Annotated in this window: 11 protein-coding genes and 2 pseudogenes; all 13 read left to right on the top strand. The window is 31.2% G+C overall.

Annotation, left to right across the window (positions count from 1 at the left end):
- The first annotated feature begins 93 nt into the window (after nucleotides 1–93).
- The 13 genes and pseudogenes from RCG18_RS12565 (at nucleotide 94) to RCG18_RS12625 (ending at nucleotide 15,008) form a co-directional block, all read left to right on the top strand.
- On the top strand, nucleotides 94–1,821 hold the full coding sequence (locus RCG18_RS12565) for an ABC transporter ATP-binding protein (RefSeq protein WP_308041613.1): 1,728 nt from the start codon (nucleotides 94–96) through the stop codon (nucleotides 1,819–1,821).
- Nucleotides 1,821–3,667 (top strand): annotated as a pseudogene (locus RCG18_RS12570) (ABC transporter ATP-binding protein). The gene RCG18_RS12565 and the pseudogene RCG18_RS12570 overlap by 1 nt, the downstream one beginning before the upstream one ends.
- A 222-nt stretch (nucleotides 3,668–3,889) precedes the next feature.
- Nucleotides 3,890–4,882 (top strand): AI-2E family transporter, encoded by a 993-nt coding sequence (locus tag RCG18_RS12575; protein ID WP_308041614.1) that lies wholly within the window; start codon nucleotides 3,890–3,892, stop codon nucleotides 4,880–4,882.
- Nucleotides 4,863–5,135 (top strand): hypothetical protein, encoded by a 273-nt coding sequence (locus RCG18_RS12580; RefSeq protein WP_308041615.1) that lies wholly within the window; start codon nucleotides 4,863–4,865, stop codon nucleotides 5,133–5,135. Before RCG18_RS12575 ends, RCG18_RS12580 begins: the two co-directional genes overlap by 20 nt.
- Before the next feature lie 456 nt (nucleotides 5,136–5,591).
- Nucleotides 5,592–5,933: a cupin domain-containing protein gene (locus RCG18_RS12585; protein WP_308041616.1), complete on the top strand. Its 342-nt coding sequence runs from the start codon at nucleotides 5,592–5,594 to the stop codon at nucleotides 5,931–5,933.
- Nucleotides 5,934–5,973: 40 nt separating this feature from the next.
- The gene (locus RCG18_RS12590) at nucleotides 5,974–6,762 is read left to right on the top strand and encodes an SDR family oxidoreductase (RefSeq protein WP_308041617.1); all 789 of its coding nucleotides are present in this window, start codon (nucleotides 5,974–5,976) and stop codon (nucleotides 6,760–6,762) included.
- A gap of 105 nt (nucleotides 6,763–6,867) precedes the next feature.
- Nucleotides 6,868–7,806, top strand: coding sequence for a cyclase family protein (locus RCG18_RS12595; protein ID WP_308041618.1), 939 nt, complete (start codon nucleotides 6,868–6,870; stop codon nucleotides 7,804–7,806).
- Between the two features lie 296 nt (nucleotides 7,807–8,102).
- Nucleotides 8,103–9,308 carry an MFS transporter gene (locus RCG18_RS12600; protein WP_308041619.1) on the top strand — a complete coding sequence of 402 codons (1,206 nt, stop codon included), beginning with the start codon at nucleotides 8,103–8,105 and terminating at the stop codon, nucleotides 9,306–9,308.
- Between the two features lie 452 nt (nucleotides 9,309–9,760).
- Nucleotides 9,761–10,414, top strand: a complete 654-nt coding sequence (atoD, locus tag RCG18_RS12605) for an acetate CoA-transferase subunit alpha (RefSeq protein WP_308041620.1) — start codon at nucleotides 9,761–9,763, stop codon at nucleotides 10,412–10,414.
- Nucleotides 10,414–11,072 (top strand): annotated as a pseudogene (locus tag RCG18_RS12610) (3-oxoacid CoA-transferase subunit B). The gene atoD and the pseudogene RCG18_RS12610 overlap by 1 nt, the downstream one beginning before the upstream one ends.
- Before the next feature lie 88 nt (nucleotides 11,073–11,160).
- A complete protein-coding gene (locus RCG18_RS12615; protein ID WP_308041621.1) occupies nucleotides 11,161–12,339 on the top strand; it encodes an acetyl-CoA C-acetyltransferase in 1,179 nt (392 codons plus the stop codon).
- A gap of 27 nt (nucleotides 12,340–12,366) precedes the next feature.
- Complete coding sequence (locus tag RCG18_RS12620) at nucleotides 12,367–13,212, top strand: 3-keto-5-aminohexanoate cleavage protein (protein ID WP_308041622.1); 846 nt, start codon at nucleotides 12,367–12,369, stop codon at nucleotides 13,210–13,212.
- 251 nt (nucleotides 13,213–13,463) lie between these two features.
- Entirely contained in the window at nucleotides 13,464–15,008 is a 1,545-nt protein-coding gene (locus RCG18_RS12625) for a sigma 54-interacting transcriptional regulator (RefSeq protein WP_308041623.1), read from the top strand.
- The last annotated feature ends 23 nt before the right edge of the window (nucleotides 15,009–15,031 follow it).

Consider the following 15,031-nt stretch of genomic DNA (forward strand, 5'->3'; position numbering starts at 1 on the left):
AAAATATTCTATTTGGAAAAGTATTGACTGTCAAGTTACTGTACAGTTTATGATGTTATCTGTAAATAAAAATTACAGATGAAGGAGAATATCATGTTAAAGTTATTTAAACACTTTAAAGTTAACAAAGTGCTTTTAGTTTCATTATTCATAATCATAGTACTTAAAACTATAGGTACATTATATATTCCAACACTAACTGCAGACATAATAAATAATGGAGTAATAAAAGGTGATATATATTATGTATTAAAAACTGGCGGAGCAATGATAGGTACTGCTGTATTTACTGGCGTACTCGCCATACTTTCTACCTATTTCACTGCAAATTTATCATCAACCTTTTCTAGAGATATTAGAGGCAAAATATTTTCACATGCACAAAAACTATCCATACATGATTTTAAGGAGTTTTCCACTTCATCCTTAATTACAAGATGTACAAGTGATGTGAATCAAATTGAAAATACATTAAATATGTTTTTTGAAATGATTATTCCAGTCCCATTTATAACCTTAATAGGAATGCTTTTAGCCTTTTCTAAAGATAGATATATGGCTTTCATAATCTTTATAACGGGAGTAATTTTTATAATATTTATTATGCTTATAAGTAAAAAAGTAATAAATCTATCAGTTAGAATTCAAGTTGAGTTAGATAAAATAAATTCTAAAGTTAGGCAATATATTTCAGGAATAAGAATTATACGTGCTTTTAACCGTGAAAAACATGAAAAGAAATTAATGAATAATACATTCACAAGTTATGCAGATATTAATATAAAATTGAATAAGATATTTGCTGCAGTTATGCCATCGATAATGGCTATAATGAATGTTTGTGCTGTTGCTATTTTATGGTTTGGATCAATCAGAATAAGCAAAGGGAATATGCTAGTAGGCGATATTATGGCTGTTATTGAATATGCAATATTAATATTGGTCTACCTAGTAATGGCTGTAATTGTACTAATTAATGTACCACGTGCTAGTGCCTGCTCAAGGCGTATATTAGAAGTATTAGAATACGAACCCGAAATAGTAGATGAAAAAATAACTGAAGTTATTCCAAGTGGTAGAAAAACCTTAGAATTTAGGAATGTTACATTCTTCTATAGAGATTCTAAAAAACCTGTTTTAAAAAATCTTAGCTTTGTATGCGAAAGCGGTAAAACTACTGCAATTATAGGAGCTACCGGTTCAGGGAAAAGTACCATTGGTAAACTAATACCAAGATTGCATGAAATACAAGGTGGCGAAATTTTAATTAATGGTATTAATATAAAGGATTTTTCTCAAAAGAATTTGAGAGATACGATAAGTTTTTCACCTCAAAAAGCATTCCTCTTTAGTGGAACCATAGCTGATAATATACGGCATGGGAAAAAGGATGCGACTATAGATGAGATAAAGAGTGCTGCTAAGATAGCTCAAGCGGATAAATTTATTTCGGAGCTAAACCTTAGCTATGATTCCTTTGTAGCACAGGGAGGCAGTAATTTTTCAGGAGGGCAAAGACAAAGATTATGTATAGCAAGAGCCTTAGTTAAGAAAAGTGATATATATGTATTTGATGACAGTTTTTCTGCTCTAGACTATAAAACAGATGCAAATCTTAGAGAAGCTATAAAACCAAGAATAAAAGATTCAATTGTTATGACCATTGCCCAAAGAATAAGTACAATTATGGAGGCAGATCAGATTATAGTCTTAGAAGAAGGAAAAATAGCAGGAATAGGAACTCATAAGGAACTTCTTAAAAATTGCCCTATTTACATGCAAATAGCAGAATCACAATTAAGTAAGGAGGAATTAGCATGATGTATGAAGAAAACACAAAAGACACGATCTCTTTTGATACTGAAATGTCAGTAGAAAAAGCTAAAGATACGAAGAAGACTGTAAAAAGATTAATAAAATTGCTCCTTAATCAAAAATGGAAAATAATTATTGTAATATTCTTTGCTATTATCAGTTTAACATTTACAATGACTGCTCCATTAATTTTTAGTAAAGCTATTAATACTATTTATGAAGGAATAAAAAATATATCTTCTACTGGTTCCTTCAATATAAATTTTGATGTTATAAAAAAGCTTTCACTGCTGCTGCTTGCTGTATATTTACTATCTTCATTGGCTAATTATATACAACAGTATGTAATGTCCACTGTATCTCAAACCTTAATAGTATCCATAAGAAAAGAAATAAGTGAAAAACTTTCAAAAGTTCCTTTAAAATATTATGATACATACAAAAAGGGGAAATTCTAAGCAGGATATCAAATGACTTGGAAAAAGTATCCGAAACCTTGCAGTCAGGAATGATGCAGTTTATTACGGCAATACTCACAATCATAGGAGCTGTTGCTCTCATGCTTTCAATAAACTGGATACTAACACTAATTACCATTTTCACTATTACTATGGGGGTTATTGCTACTTCTACAATTGGAAAGAAGAGTATTAATTATTTTGCAAACAGACAAGAATCCTTAGGTAGATTTAACGGACAAATAGAAGAATATTTTACTGGTCAGACGGTGGTAAAGACCTTTAACATGGAAGAGGAAATAATTAATAATGTTGAAATATCTAATAATAAATTATATCTTGATGAGAAAAAAGCCCAATTCATTACCTATGCTATAAATCCTTTAATTCGTTTGATGAATCAAATAGGATATGTACTAATAGCATCTCTTGGTGCTATATTTGTTATTCAAGGAAAATTATCAATAGGACTAATACAAGCCTTTTTCCAATATGTAGATCAAGCATCAGAACCACTAACTGAGGCAGCTTACATTTTAAACTCAATGCAGGCAGCTATTGCTTCAGCAGAACGTGTATTTGAGATTTTAGATGAAGAAGAGGAGCAGGTAGATACTATAAATTATAAAACAATATTAAATCCAAAAGGTAATATAACATTTGAAGGTGTAAAATTTGGATATGGAAAAGAGCTTATAATTACAGGAATAGACTTAGAGGTAAGAGCAGGACAAAAAGTTGCTATAGTTGGGCCAACTGGCGCCGGAAAAACTACTTTAATAAACTTGCTTATGAGATTCTATGAATTGAATGGTGGAAAAATTAAAATTGATGGCATTGATATAACTGAATTAAAAAGAGGTCATTTACGCTCTTTATTTGGAATGGTGTTACAGGACTCCTGGCTCTTTGATGGAAGTATAAAAGACAATATCTCATACAGCAGAGATAGAGCAACAATTTCAGAAATTAAAGAAACTGCAAGGCTTGCCAGAGCTGACTATTTTATAAGAACACTTTCCCATGGCTATGATACAGTTTTAAATGATGAAAACTCTTCAATATCTCAAGGACAAAAACAACTTTTATGTATTGCTCGTGCTATTTTAGCTAATCCGTATATTTTAATACTTGATGAAGCAACTTCAAGTGTAGATACACGCACAGAATTAGAAATACAAAATGCCATGGATAATCTAATGAAAGGAAGAACAAGTTTTATAATAGCACACAGATTATCTACAATTAAAAATGCAGATAAGATATTGGTTATGGATAAGGGAAATATTATTGAACAAGGAAGTCATGATGAATTATTAGCTAAAAATGGTTTATACAGCGATATATATAACAGTCAATTTGCATATAGAAAGAATTCTGAAAAAGTTTTATAGTACATTTTTTATCGACTAATACAATAAACTTATTTTATATATACTCTCTGCTTATGTAAAGTTAATGCATAAGCAGAAGGGTTTTTTAAGATATCTTAAGATTTATCATAGGATAATCTTAAGATATTTTTATTAAATTAATAAATGAAATAAATTTGACTTACTCAATATTGGATGATGTTAAATTTAAATAATTATTGTTACTAAAGAGGAGGAATTTTTGTGGAAATAAATAAAGAAATACTAAAAAAACACATATTAAAAAATGTAGTTGAATTTATGCTTTTAGGATTGATTATTTATCTTATGCGGGATTTATTCAATTTATTTCTTTTCACTTTTTTATTTTCTTACCTAATTTATAATTTACAAAAATTTATAGTTAATAAAACTCACTTACATAAGACTATAGTAACAATTCTTTTATATTTTATTATAATTGGATTAATAGGATTTTTTATATGTAAGTATATTCCTGAAATTATAAAGGAAGTTCAAATAATATTTGAAGAAATATCAAAGATAAATGTACCAGATAAATGGGTAAAATACATAAACTCTTTAACCGAACAAATTGATATAGAAAAGTCTTATGATAAATTTATGAATACTATGCTAAGCATTGGTAAAAGCGTAGTACAAGGTAGTTTAAATGTATTTATTTCTCTAGTGCTGAGCATGTTTTTTGTTTTAGATAAAGAAAAGATAACAAAATTTATATACAAATTCAAAACAAGTAAAATATCTTGTATTTACAATCATTTTGAGTATTTTGGAACAAATTTTTTAAATTCCTTTGGTAAAGTAATACAAGCTCAATTTTTAATAGCTTTAGCCAATAGTTTTCTTTCCATAATAGCTCTATATTTTATGGGATTCCCTCAGTTAATGGGTTTAGGATTTATGATATTTATATTAAGTTTTATACCTGTTGCAGGAACTATAATATCTTTAATACCACTTTCTTTGATAGCATTTAATATTGGTGGATTAATTAAAGTAATATCTGTAATTATAATGATTGCTTTAATCCATTGTTTTGAGAGCTATGTACTGAACCCAAAGCTAATGTCAGACAAAACATCACTGCCTATATTTTTTATATTTATTATATTAATTGCTGGAAAATACTTCATGGGAGTATGGGGATTATTACTTGGTATACCTTTATTTATTTTCATTTTAGATATTTTAAATGTTAAGGTATCAGATTAATAAGAAAATTGCTTTTAATATTTTAGTAGCTCCAGCAATAAATTGGATAGATCAGGGGCGGTACAATACTTTAAAAGAACTCGAGAAAAAAGGTGCAACTAAAGAAGAAATAAGTAATAAAGAAAAAGAATTTACACGGGATTTAGAATTACTTAAACATGGTGCCAGCTACGAGGAATATGTGAAGGCTGTGGAGAAAAAGAAGCGGTTACAGCTGATATTTGAGCAAATATTTTCAAGCTTAAAACAATGAAGAAAATAGCAAAGAAACTCATTTCAAAGTTATAGTAACAAATTAAGGATATAAGATATAATTAATTATCTTATATCTTTTTTGAATTTTAAGATAAATAAAATTTTTTAATATCATATGATTAAAAACATTAATACAAAGATAAATCGACCTAATACATTATTGAATTAAGATAAAAACCATAAGTATAGAGATTTTATAGTCTTTAAATCTTAAAAACCAATTCAATTTTGTATTAAAAAATTTTTGTGAGTTATCAAACGTTTTCATTAAGGTAATTTTGAAATTCTTGTTAAAAAATTTTTCCTACCAAAATCAATGCCTTAGGACATTTAAAAAAAATATAAATAAAATTTTGTGAGTTTTTTAACATTTTGGCACGTCACTTGCTAAATATATTTGTGTAAAAAACAAAATTAGAATATAGATATTAAATTTAAGGGGGAGGAAAATAAAATGAAAAAAGTTGAATTAAAGGATGTAGCTCCATATAATGCGCCATTACATTTTGATATGAAAGCTATGAAATTACACGGAAAACAAGAAACAGGTGCAACAAAGTTCTGGATGGGAATGTCATACTTTTTACCAGGTGGTGGTGCTGAATATGCGTATGAAGATTCACCAACTGAAAAAATATACTTTGTATTAGATGGAGAAATCACTGTAAAAACAAAGACTGAGAAATTCGTACTTAAAAAGAATGATTCTATCTTTATAGGACCAAATGAAGGAAGAGAAATGATTAATGAAACAAATCAAGTAGCTACAGTTTTAGTAGTCATCAGTAATGAGTAAGATTACTTATATAAATTAAGTAGTAGAAGGAGAAAATAAAATGGTTGATAAACAATTTGTAAACAACTTATTCGATGTTAAAGGAAAAGTTGCTCTTATAACAGGAGCCACAGGTGCTTTCGGAAAAGCAATTGCTTTTGGTTATGGACATGCAGGCATGAAGGTTTTCGTTACAGGACGCAGCGATGCAAAATGTAAAGCACTTTGTGATGAATTAGAAGAAGCAGGAATCCAATGTGGATATTCAACAGGAGATCCAGCGGTAGAAGCAGATGTAATAAAGGTTGTTAAAGATGCAATTGCAAAATTTGGAGAAATTAACGTATTAGTAACAGCAGCAGGATATAATAATCCACAACCAATCGTAGAACAAGAGTTAACTGAATGGAAAAAGATTATGGATTCTGATGTACAAGGTACATGGTTGTTCTGTAAATATGTTGGACAACAAATGATAGCTCAAGGAAAAGGTGGAAAAGTTATCATGGTATCTTCTGCTCGTTCAAAGATGGGTATGGCTAACTACACAGGTTACTGTACAGCAAAAGCTGGTATAGATCTTATGGCTCAATCACTTGCATGTGAATGGACTGCTAAATATAAAATCAATGTTAACACAGTTAATCCAACAGTGTTCCGTTCAGATTTAACTGAATGGATGTTCGATCCAGAAAGTGCTGTTTACAAGAACTTCTTAAAACGTCTTCCAATCGGTCGTCTTGGAGAATCAGAAGACTTTGTAGGACCATGTATCTTCCTTGCTTCAAGCGCAAGTGACTTTATGACAGGTGCAAATGTTGCTACTGAAGGTGGATATTGGGCTAACTAATTCATATTTTAATAAGCAAGATTTTACGATTTAGACTTTGATATGAAAATTATTCTAATTTAATATATAAAAGATTAATTATGAAATTCTAGGAGGAATATAAAAATGGGAAAGAAAGTATTCGTAGATTTAACTCATCCGTTCAGTGCAGATATACCACGCTGGCCTTATTTTGTAAAGCCAGTAATCGATTCTATGCACACCATGGCAAAAGGTGGTGTTCTTACACAGAGAATCGATTGTGTTCAGCACACTGGTACACATTGCGACGCACCACGTCACGTTATGGAAATTGAATTCGATGGTAAGAGAGCTCGTTATACTCATGAAATGCCAATTGATGCATACATGGGTGATGCAGTTTGCCTCGAAATTAAAGTTGAACGTTGGAGATTAATCACAGCAGAACATCTTGAAGATGCTTGCAAACGTGCAAATATCAAACCAGAAGAATTAGAAGGAATGGTTGTTTGCCTAAATACAGGAATGCATCGTAAGTTTGATGATTCAAAAGAATACTATCATTACTCTTGCGGTACAGGCGTTGAAGCAGGAAAATGGTTTGTAAAACACAAAGTTAAATGTGTAGCTATGGATATGCAGGCTCTTGATCATCCACTTCATACAGCTATGGGCAATAACGGTGCTACCCGTTTGAATTTACTCGGTGCTTCAGGAAAACCAATCACAGAAGAATACAAAGAGCAGTTTGGTGAAGAAGCATATGCTGAATTTGATAAAGATGAATACATCAGAATTCATGGTAAAGAAGCATATGATGCTAAATTCGGTGATTTAGAAGCAATCGGATGCTGGGGAACATGGGAACCTTGTCATAAACAAATGTTAGGACATGGTATCGTTGGTGTTGAAAACCTTGGTGGAGACTTAGATAAAGTATCTGGAAAACGCTTCAGATTCTTATGCTTACCAATCAGATGGTACATGGGTGATGGTTCTATGGTTCGCTGCGTTGCGGAAATAGATGAAGATGATATAAATAAGGATGTACCAGATAGAGTTTACACATACGGTGGATTTTAATTTTAAATTCATTAAGCAGTATTTAAACACTAAGTCAGGAAATAAGTAGTAACTTACTGACTTAATAATTTAAAATTCTTTAAATGTCCTAAGGCTTGTCTATAATAATTTCAATATTATAAATTTATTATAGACAAGTTTAATTAATTGTATCTTATAAAAGGCCATACATATCATATTCTATTTTTATAATAACAACCATTGGAGAATATTTCTAAGATGTAGGAATTTTATTATAGTATTACTTAGCGGGATTTTATATTATTGATTGTTAACAAAATATCAAGGAGGTTGCTATGAATAATTCAAAATTAACAAAATTTAATGTTTTTACAATTCTATTAATACCCTTTGTATGGATATATGAACTTTCTGTAGTTGCTCCAATTTTAGGTGAAGTAGCAAAAGCATTTCCTAATGCATCAACTTTTCAATTGCAGCTAATTGTTATTATGCCGTTTTTTACATCCATTCCATTTAGTATGATTGCAGGAAAATTAGCTAAAAAATATGATAAAAAGAATCTGATTGTAATAGGGTTACTTATTTATGGTCTCGCAGGTATGTTACCATTCTTCTGTCAAACTCTGAATCAAGTGTTGATTTTTAGATTAATTACCGGTATTGGAGTTGGAATAGTATTACCTTTACCGAATGCTATGATTGCAGAAAACTTTACAGGAACTCAAAGGGAAAAAATGCTTGGTGCAGCAACTGGTGTAGCTAACGTTGCCAATGTGCTTGATAGTATCGCAGTAGGATTCATTTTACTTCTTGGATGGAAATATCCATTCTTATGCTTTAGCGTCTGTATTCTTATCATGTTTGTTGCAATGATTGGCTTACCAAAGTCTCCTCCAATTAAGGATGCTGATGTAGGTGAGGATCATTTACCAAGTAAAGGTATTCCTAAGATTGCATATGCATTAGTTTTTTTCATGGCAGTTAACTGGATGTTCTTTGCGTTTAATATCAATAACACCGCATTATTTATGGTTACAGAAAAAATTGGATTACCTTGGATGATAGGTATAGCAATCTCCTTGCCAGGAGGAATCAGCATTATATCTGGACTAGTTTTCTCAAGCTTTTATCACAAAACAAAAAATTATTTAGTTCCTATATCTATAGCTATTTTTGCTGTTGGATATGTAGTAATGTATTTCACTCACAATTTTGAAACTCAATGCGTTGCTAATATTTTGATCGGATTTGGTTCCGGAATGCTTCCACCTTATATTTTGAACTTAACATCACAAAAAGTTGAAAAATCTCAAAGAGATGCTGCATATGGTCTTGTAACTAGCGGTATTCATATTGGATTTTTATCATCACCATTTGTTCAACTACTTATAACAACAATAACAGGAATTGAAGCTTTTAGATCTTTATATGGAATGTGTGCTATTGGATTAATTATCTGTACAGTTATATCTTTCTTTGTAGCAGCAAAAACGTCAAATTACGCAATAGAAGAAATAGCAGCAGAAACAATAAAATAAATTGTTATTATATTAGAGAAAAATAAAAGCGAGAATTACGTTAAATAATGGCTGACATTTGCAGTAAAGCAGTGTCAGCTTTTACATTGTAGCCTTTCAAGTAGGTAATTAGTATAAATATAGAAACTTAAGTGGAATGATACTAAAATGTATTGTTTTAATACATTTTAGTATTAAAACAAATAACAACAGATGGGCACTTTAAATTTTGTTTTAAAGGAATTAATACAAATATGAATTAAAAAATTTAAAAAATAGAATAGCATTCTCATTGATATTATATTGTCAATGAATTAGAAGCAAAATTTTAAAAAATATGTTTTAGGTAAAGGCAGTGTTTTCAATGCCTAAATACATTGCTACAAAATAAAATTTCAACAGACTATTATTTTGGCATATAAATTGCTGTATACAATTATGACAAAATGCAAATTAAAGTGAAGGTGATGAATATGGGTAAAGTTAAAAGTATTGATGAAGTAATGGAGCATATAAAAGATGGAATGACTATTATGATAGGTGGTTTTATGGGAACAGGAACTCCAGAAGCTATTATTGATGCAATGGTTAAAAAAGGAGTAAAAGATTTAACAATAATAGCAAATGATACAGGATTTCCAGACAAAGGTATTGGGAAATTGATAGTAAATAAACAAGCTAAAAAAGTTATCGCATCTCATATTGGTTTAAACCCTGAAACTGGAAGACAAATGAATGCAGGAGAATTGATAGTAGAATTAGTGCCTCAAGGTACTCTTGCAGAACAAATAAGATGTGGTGGCTCAGGTATAGGTGGTTTTTTAACAGAAACTGGAGTTGGAACAATCGTAGAAGAGGGAAAACAAAAAATAAAAATTGGAGATAAGGAATATCTTTTAGAATTACCACTAAGAGCAGAGTTAGCCTTAATAGGTGGATCTATAGTAGACAAGCAAGGGAATGTTTTTTATAATGCGTCTACAAAAAACTTTAATCCATTAATTGCAACAGCTGCAGACTTGGTTATAGCAGGGACTGAAAAGATTGTTGAAGTTGGAGAATTAGATCCAAATCATGTAATGACACCAGGTATATTTGTAGATCATATAGTTGGAGGTGAAAACTAATGGATAGTAAAATAGCTAAACAAATTATTGCTAAAAGAATAGCAAAGGAATTAAAGGATGGAGATGTAGTAAACTTAGGAATAGGTCTTCCTACAATGGTTGCTAACTATATACCTGAAGGTATCAATGTAATATTGCAATCAGAAAATGGTTTTGTAGGTTTAGGTTCAGTGCCTGAAGAGGGGAAGGAAGATAAGGATATCGTAAATGCTGGTGGACAACCTGTTACTATAAAAAAGGGAGGAGCATTTTTTGATAGTGCTACATCCTTTGGGATTATTAGAGGAGGACATATAGATGCTACTGTTTTAGGGGCTTTAGAAGTAGATCAAAAAGGTAATTTAGCAAATTTTATGGTTCCAGGAAAAATGGTTCCAGGTATGGGTGGTGCAATGGATTTAGTAAGTGGAGCAAAAAAGTTATTATTGCAATGATTCATACAGCTAAAGGAGAACCCAAAATACTAAAACAATGTAAACTGCCACTTACAGCTGCGGGAAAAGTTAGTCTTATTGTTACGGAAATGGGAGTTATGGAAGTAACAGAAGACGGTTTTATATTAAAAGAAATTGCTCCAGGGATAACGATTGAAGATATATTAGCAGCTACTGAGGCTGATTTAGTAATTGATGAAAATTTAAAGGTTATGGAAGCGTAGAAATAAAGTCAAGAAGATAATAAGATGATAATTTTAAAAAATATTTTCAAAAATAAATATAAATAATGATATTTACAGGAGGTTCAGAATGAAAGAGGTAGTCATTGTAAGTGCTGTCAGAACTGCTGTTGGAAAATTTGGTGGAACTTTAAAGGATGTTTCAGCGGCAGAATTAGGAGCTGTAGTTATTAAAGAAGCACTTAATAAAGCAAAAGTTAAACCAGAATTGGTTGACGAAGTTATAATGGGGAATGTTATACAAGCTGGTTTAGGTCAAAATGTAACTAGACAGGCTATAGTAAAAGCTGATCTACCAGAAGAAGTTCCAGGATTTACATTAAATAAAGTTTGTGGTTCAGGATTAAGAGCAGTTAGCCTAGCAGCTCAAATGATAAAAGCAGGAGATGCAGATATTGTAATAGCTGGTGGTATGGAAAACATGTCAGCAGCACCATATATACTTCCAACTACAAGATGGGGACAAAGAATGGGTAATGGAACTATTGTAGATACAATGGTAAATGATGCTCTTACAGACGCATTCCAAGGATATCAAATGGGAGCCACTGCAGAGAATATAGCTGAGAGATGGAATTTAACAAGAGAAATGCAGGATGAATTTGCAGCGGCATCTCAACAAAAGGCAGAAGCAGCTATAAAAGAAGGAAGATTTAAAGATGAAATAGTTCCGGTAGTTATAAAAACTAAAAAAGGTGAAGTAATATTTGATACAGATGAATTCCCTAGATTTGGAACAACTGCGGAATCTTTAGCTAAATTGAAATCAGCCTTTAAGAAAGATGGAACTGTTACCGCTGGAAATGCTTCAGGAATAAACGATGGTGCAGCAGCTATGGTTATTATGAGTGCTGAAAAAGCAGAAGAGCTTGGTTTAAAGCCAATGGCTAAAATAGTATCTTATGGATCAAAAGGCTTAGATCCAGCTATCATGGGTTATGGACCATTTCATGCAACAAAAAAGGCTTTGGAGAAGGCAAATTTAACAATAGAGGATATGGACTTAATAGAGGCAAATGAAGCTTTTGCATCTCAAAGCTTAGCAGTAGCAAAAGATTTTAAATTTGATATGAGTAAAGTTAATGTAAATGGGGGTGCTATTGCAATAGGACATCCAGTTGGATGCTCAGGAGCAAGAATACTTACTTCATTACTTTATGAAATGGAAAAAAGAGACTCAAAATATGGATTAGCGACCTTATGTATAGGTGGCGGTATGGGTACTGCCATTATTGTAGAAAGATGTTAAAAATAAAATAAGAAATGAGGTATTAAAATGTCAACAAAAAAAACAATTATTACAGTCGCAACAACTGGTGCATGGCCAAAGAAAAAAGATAACCCAAATATTCCAACGACTCCACAGGAGATTGCAGCTGATGTATATGAATGTTATAAAGCTGGTGCGGCGATCTGCCATCTTCATATGAGGGATGATGAAGGAAATGGTACAATGGATCGTGCAAAATTTGAAGAAACAGTTGATCTAATTAAGAAAAAATGTGATATTGTTATAAACTGCACAACATCTGGTGATTTAAATGCAACTGATGAAACACGTCAAGCTCATTTAAGAAGTATCAAACCAGAACTTGCTTCTTATGATTGTGGTTCTATGAATTGGATGCATAACAGCCTATTCTTAAATCATCCAAAGTTCCTAGAAGAATTAGGAATGACTATGCAGGAGGTAGGAGTAAAACCAGAAATTGAAATTTTTGATGCGGGTATGATTTACAACTCTCTATATTACTTAAAGAAAGGTGTATTAAAAGCACCACTTCATTATCAATTAGTATTGGGAGCAGCAGGTGGTTCAGCTGCTACAGTAGAAAACTTAGTATACTTAAAGAATTTATTGCCAGAAGGCTGTACCTGGGGAGCACTCGGTATAGGTAAACAGCATGTACCAATAATGCTAGCTGCTGTTGCTATGGGAGGACATCTAAGAGTCGGTATGGAAGATAACGTAATGTGGAGTGCAGGCGTGCTAGCAGAATCTAATACGCAATTAGTGAAACGTGCTGCTGACATCGTTAGAATAGCAGGAAATGAAGTAGCAACACCAGATGAAGCAAGACAAATTTTAGGTATCGATAGAGTATGTACTTTTTCTAAATAATACTTTTTAGAATTATAAATTTTAGATAAGGCACTTCTTTTGATGTTCTTCATAAAAGCAACTATCAAAGGAAGTGCTTTTATTGGTATAAAGAGTTATCGAAAAGCTAATTACTGATAAAATTTAAATTTAATATAGGCTATGATATGCATTTAAAACTACACAACTACTCGACAATTTTACTTTTTATTTTACTAAACTAAAGTTATAATGGTATATAGTACTATGAACTAATGGTTAGGGGTAGATTAATGAATAAGCACTTATTTAAAATCGATGATAAACTAAAATCTCAACTAGAAAAACTAAAAGATTTAAGTTTTATAGAAGTAGATGATATGGCTTTTGAAATTTTAAATTTTTATAAAGATTTAGTTACCAAGCAGGGAGAAACTTTAGATAGCCTTAGTAAGTATAAAGAAAGAGAGCTTAGTGCATTTACAATAGGAGATGCTGTATCTGATGGAATTTGTTCGGTTGATAGTAACGGGGATGTAGTAGCAATAAACAAAGGCTATACTGAGATAACAGGAATAAAGGAAGAAGAAATAGTTGGAAGAAACATAAGTGAGTTATTAGATGAAGAATATTTTAGTGAGGCTGTATCATTAAAAGTTTTACAACAAAAAAAGAAAATCAGCTCGCTATCTACTATAAATAAAAATAATAAAAAGGTATTGATAACTGGAAATCCCTTCTTTAATGAAAAGGGTGAAGTCGTTCAGGTTTTAACTGTTATGAGAGATTTAACGGAGTTAATAAAGTTAAAACAAGATTTGGAGAAAACAGAAGAAAAGAATCAAAAGTATTTAAACGAATTAAATTACTTTAGACATAAATATTGGCAAAAAGAAAATTTAGTCGGAAAAGATATTAAGATGAGAGAAATAAAAGAGCTTATAAGCCACGTTGCCAAGACAGATGCTACAATTTTAATAACTGGTGAAACTGGAAGTGGTAAAGAAGTTGTTTCGAAAGAAGTACATGATAAAAGCAATAGAAAAAATTTGCCCTACATAAAAGTAAATTGTGCTGCTATACCTGATAGTCTTATGGAATCTGAATTATTTGGATATGAAAAAGGAGCCTTTACAGGAGCACAAAATAAGGAAAAGTTGGGGATGTTTGAAATTGCTAATGGTGGAACTATACTCTTAGATGAAATTGGCGAGATGCCTTTAAATCTACAATCAAAACTTCTCAGAGTTCTTCAAGAGAAAGAAATAATGAGGTTAGGAGGCACAAAAAGTATTAAAATAGATGTAAGAGTTATTGCAGCTACAAATCAAAAGCTGCAGGAATTAATAGAAAAAGGAAAGTTTCGAGAAGACTTATTTTATCGCTTGAATGTTGTACCGATAAAAATTCCACCGATCAGGGAAAGAAAAGATGATATTCCTATTTTAGTACACATGTTTATGGAAAAATTTAACAATAAATATGGTAAAAATAAAAGTTTTGACAGTATGGCTATGCAAGCCTTAGAGAACTATGATTGGCCGGGAAACGTAAGAGAACTTCAAAATGTTATTGAAAGGTTATTAGTTATTGATGATGAAAGTTATATAACCTATAGCAATATAGCAAATATAATTGGAAAGAATAAGATGGAGATAAAACTTGAGGATAGTAACTTAAGCCTAAGAGAAGCTGTAGACAGACTAGAAAAAGAAATGATAGAGAAGGCTCTAAGGGAATACGGTAGTACCTATAAAGCCGCAAAAGTACTTGGTGTTACGCAACCTACGGTATTTAGAAAGGCAAAGGCATTAGGAATAAAACTTAATAATGCATAAAATTTAAAAGCATAATAAAGGAG

The sequence above is a fragment of the Clostridium sp. OS1-26 genome, from assembly GCF_030915445.1.
In the GTDB taxonomy this organism is placed as follows: domain Bacteria; phylum Bacillota; class Clostridia; order Clostridiales; family Clostridiaceae; genus Clostridium_AM.

What these genes read in the sequence shown, in the direction of transcription:
- atoD (WP_308041620.1), top strand. Translation starts at nt 9,761, where the DNA reads ATGGGTAAAGTTAAAAGTATTGATGAAGTAATGGAGCATATAAAAGAT.
- RCG18_RS12590 (WP_308041617.1), top strand. Translation starts at nt 5,974, where the DNA reads ATGGTTGATAAACAATTTGTAAACAACTTATTCGATGTTAAAGGAAAA.
- RCG18_RS12625 (WP_308041623.1), top strand. Translation starts at nt 13,464, where the DNA reads ATGAATAAGCACTTATTTAAAATCGATGATAAACTAAAATCTCAACTA.
- RCG18_RS12615 (WP_308041621.1), top strand. Translation starts at nt 11,161, where the DNA reads ATGAAAGAGGTAGTCATTGTAAGTGCTGTCAGAACTGCTGTTGGAAAA.
- RCG18_RS12580 (WP_308041615.1), top strand. Translation starts at nt 4,863, where the DNA reads ATGTTAAGGTATCAGATTAATAAGAAAATTGCTTTTAATATTTTAGTA.
- RCG18_RS12565 (WP_308041613.1), top strand. Translation starts at nt 94, where the DNA reads ATGTTAAAGTTATTTAAACACTTTAAAGTTAACAAAGTGCTTTTAGTT.
- RCG18_RS12595 (WP_308041618.1), top strand. Translation starts at nt 6,868, where the DNA reads ATGGGAAAGAAAGTATTCGTAGATTTAACTCATCCGTTCAGTGCAGAT.
- RCG18_RS12620 (WP_308041622.1), top strand. Translation starts at nt 12,367, where the DNA reads ATGTCAACAAAAAAAACAATTATTACAGTCGCAACAACTGGTGCATGG.
- RCG18_RS12600 (WP_308041619.1), top strand. Translation starts at nt 8,103, where the DNA reads ATGAATAATTCAAAATTAACAAAATTTAATGTTTTTACAATTCTATTA.
- RCG18_RS12585 (WP_308041616.1), top strand. Translation starts at nt 5,592, where the DNA reads ATGAAAAAAGTTGAATTAAAGGATGTAGCTCCATATAATGCGCCATTA.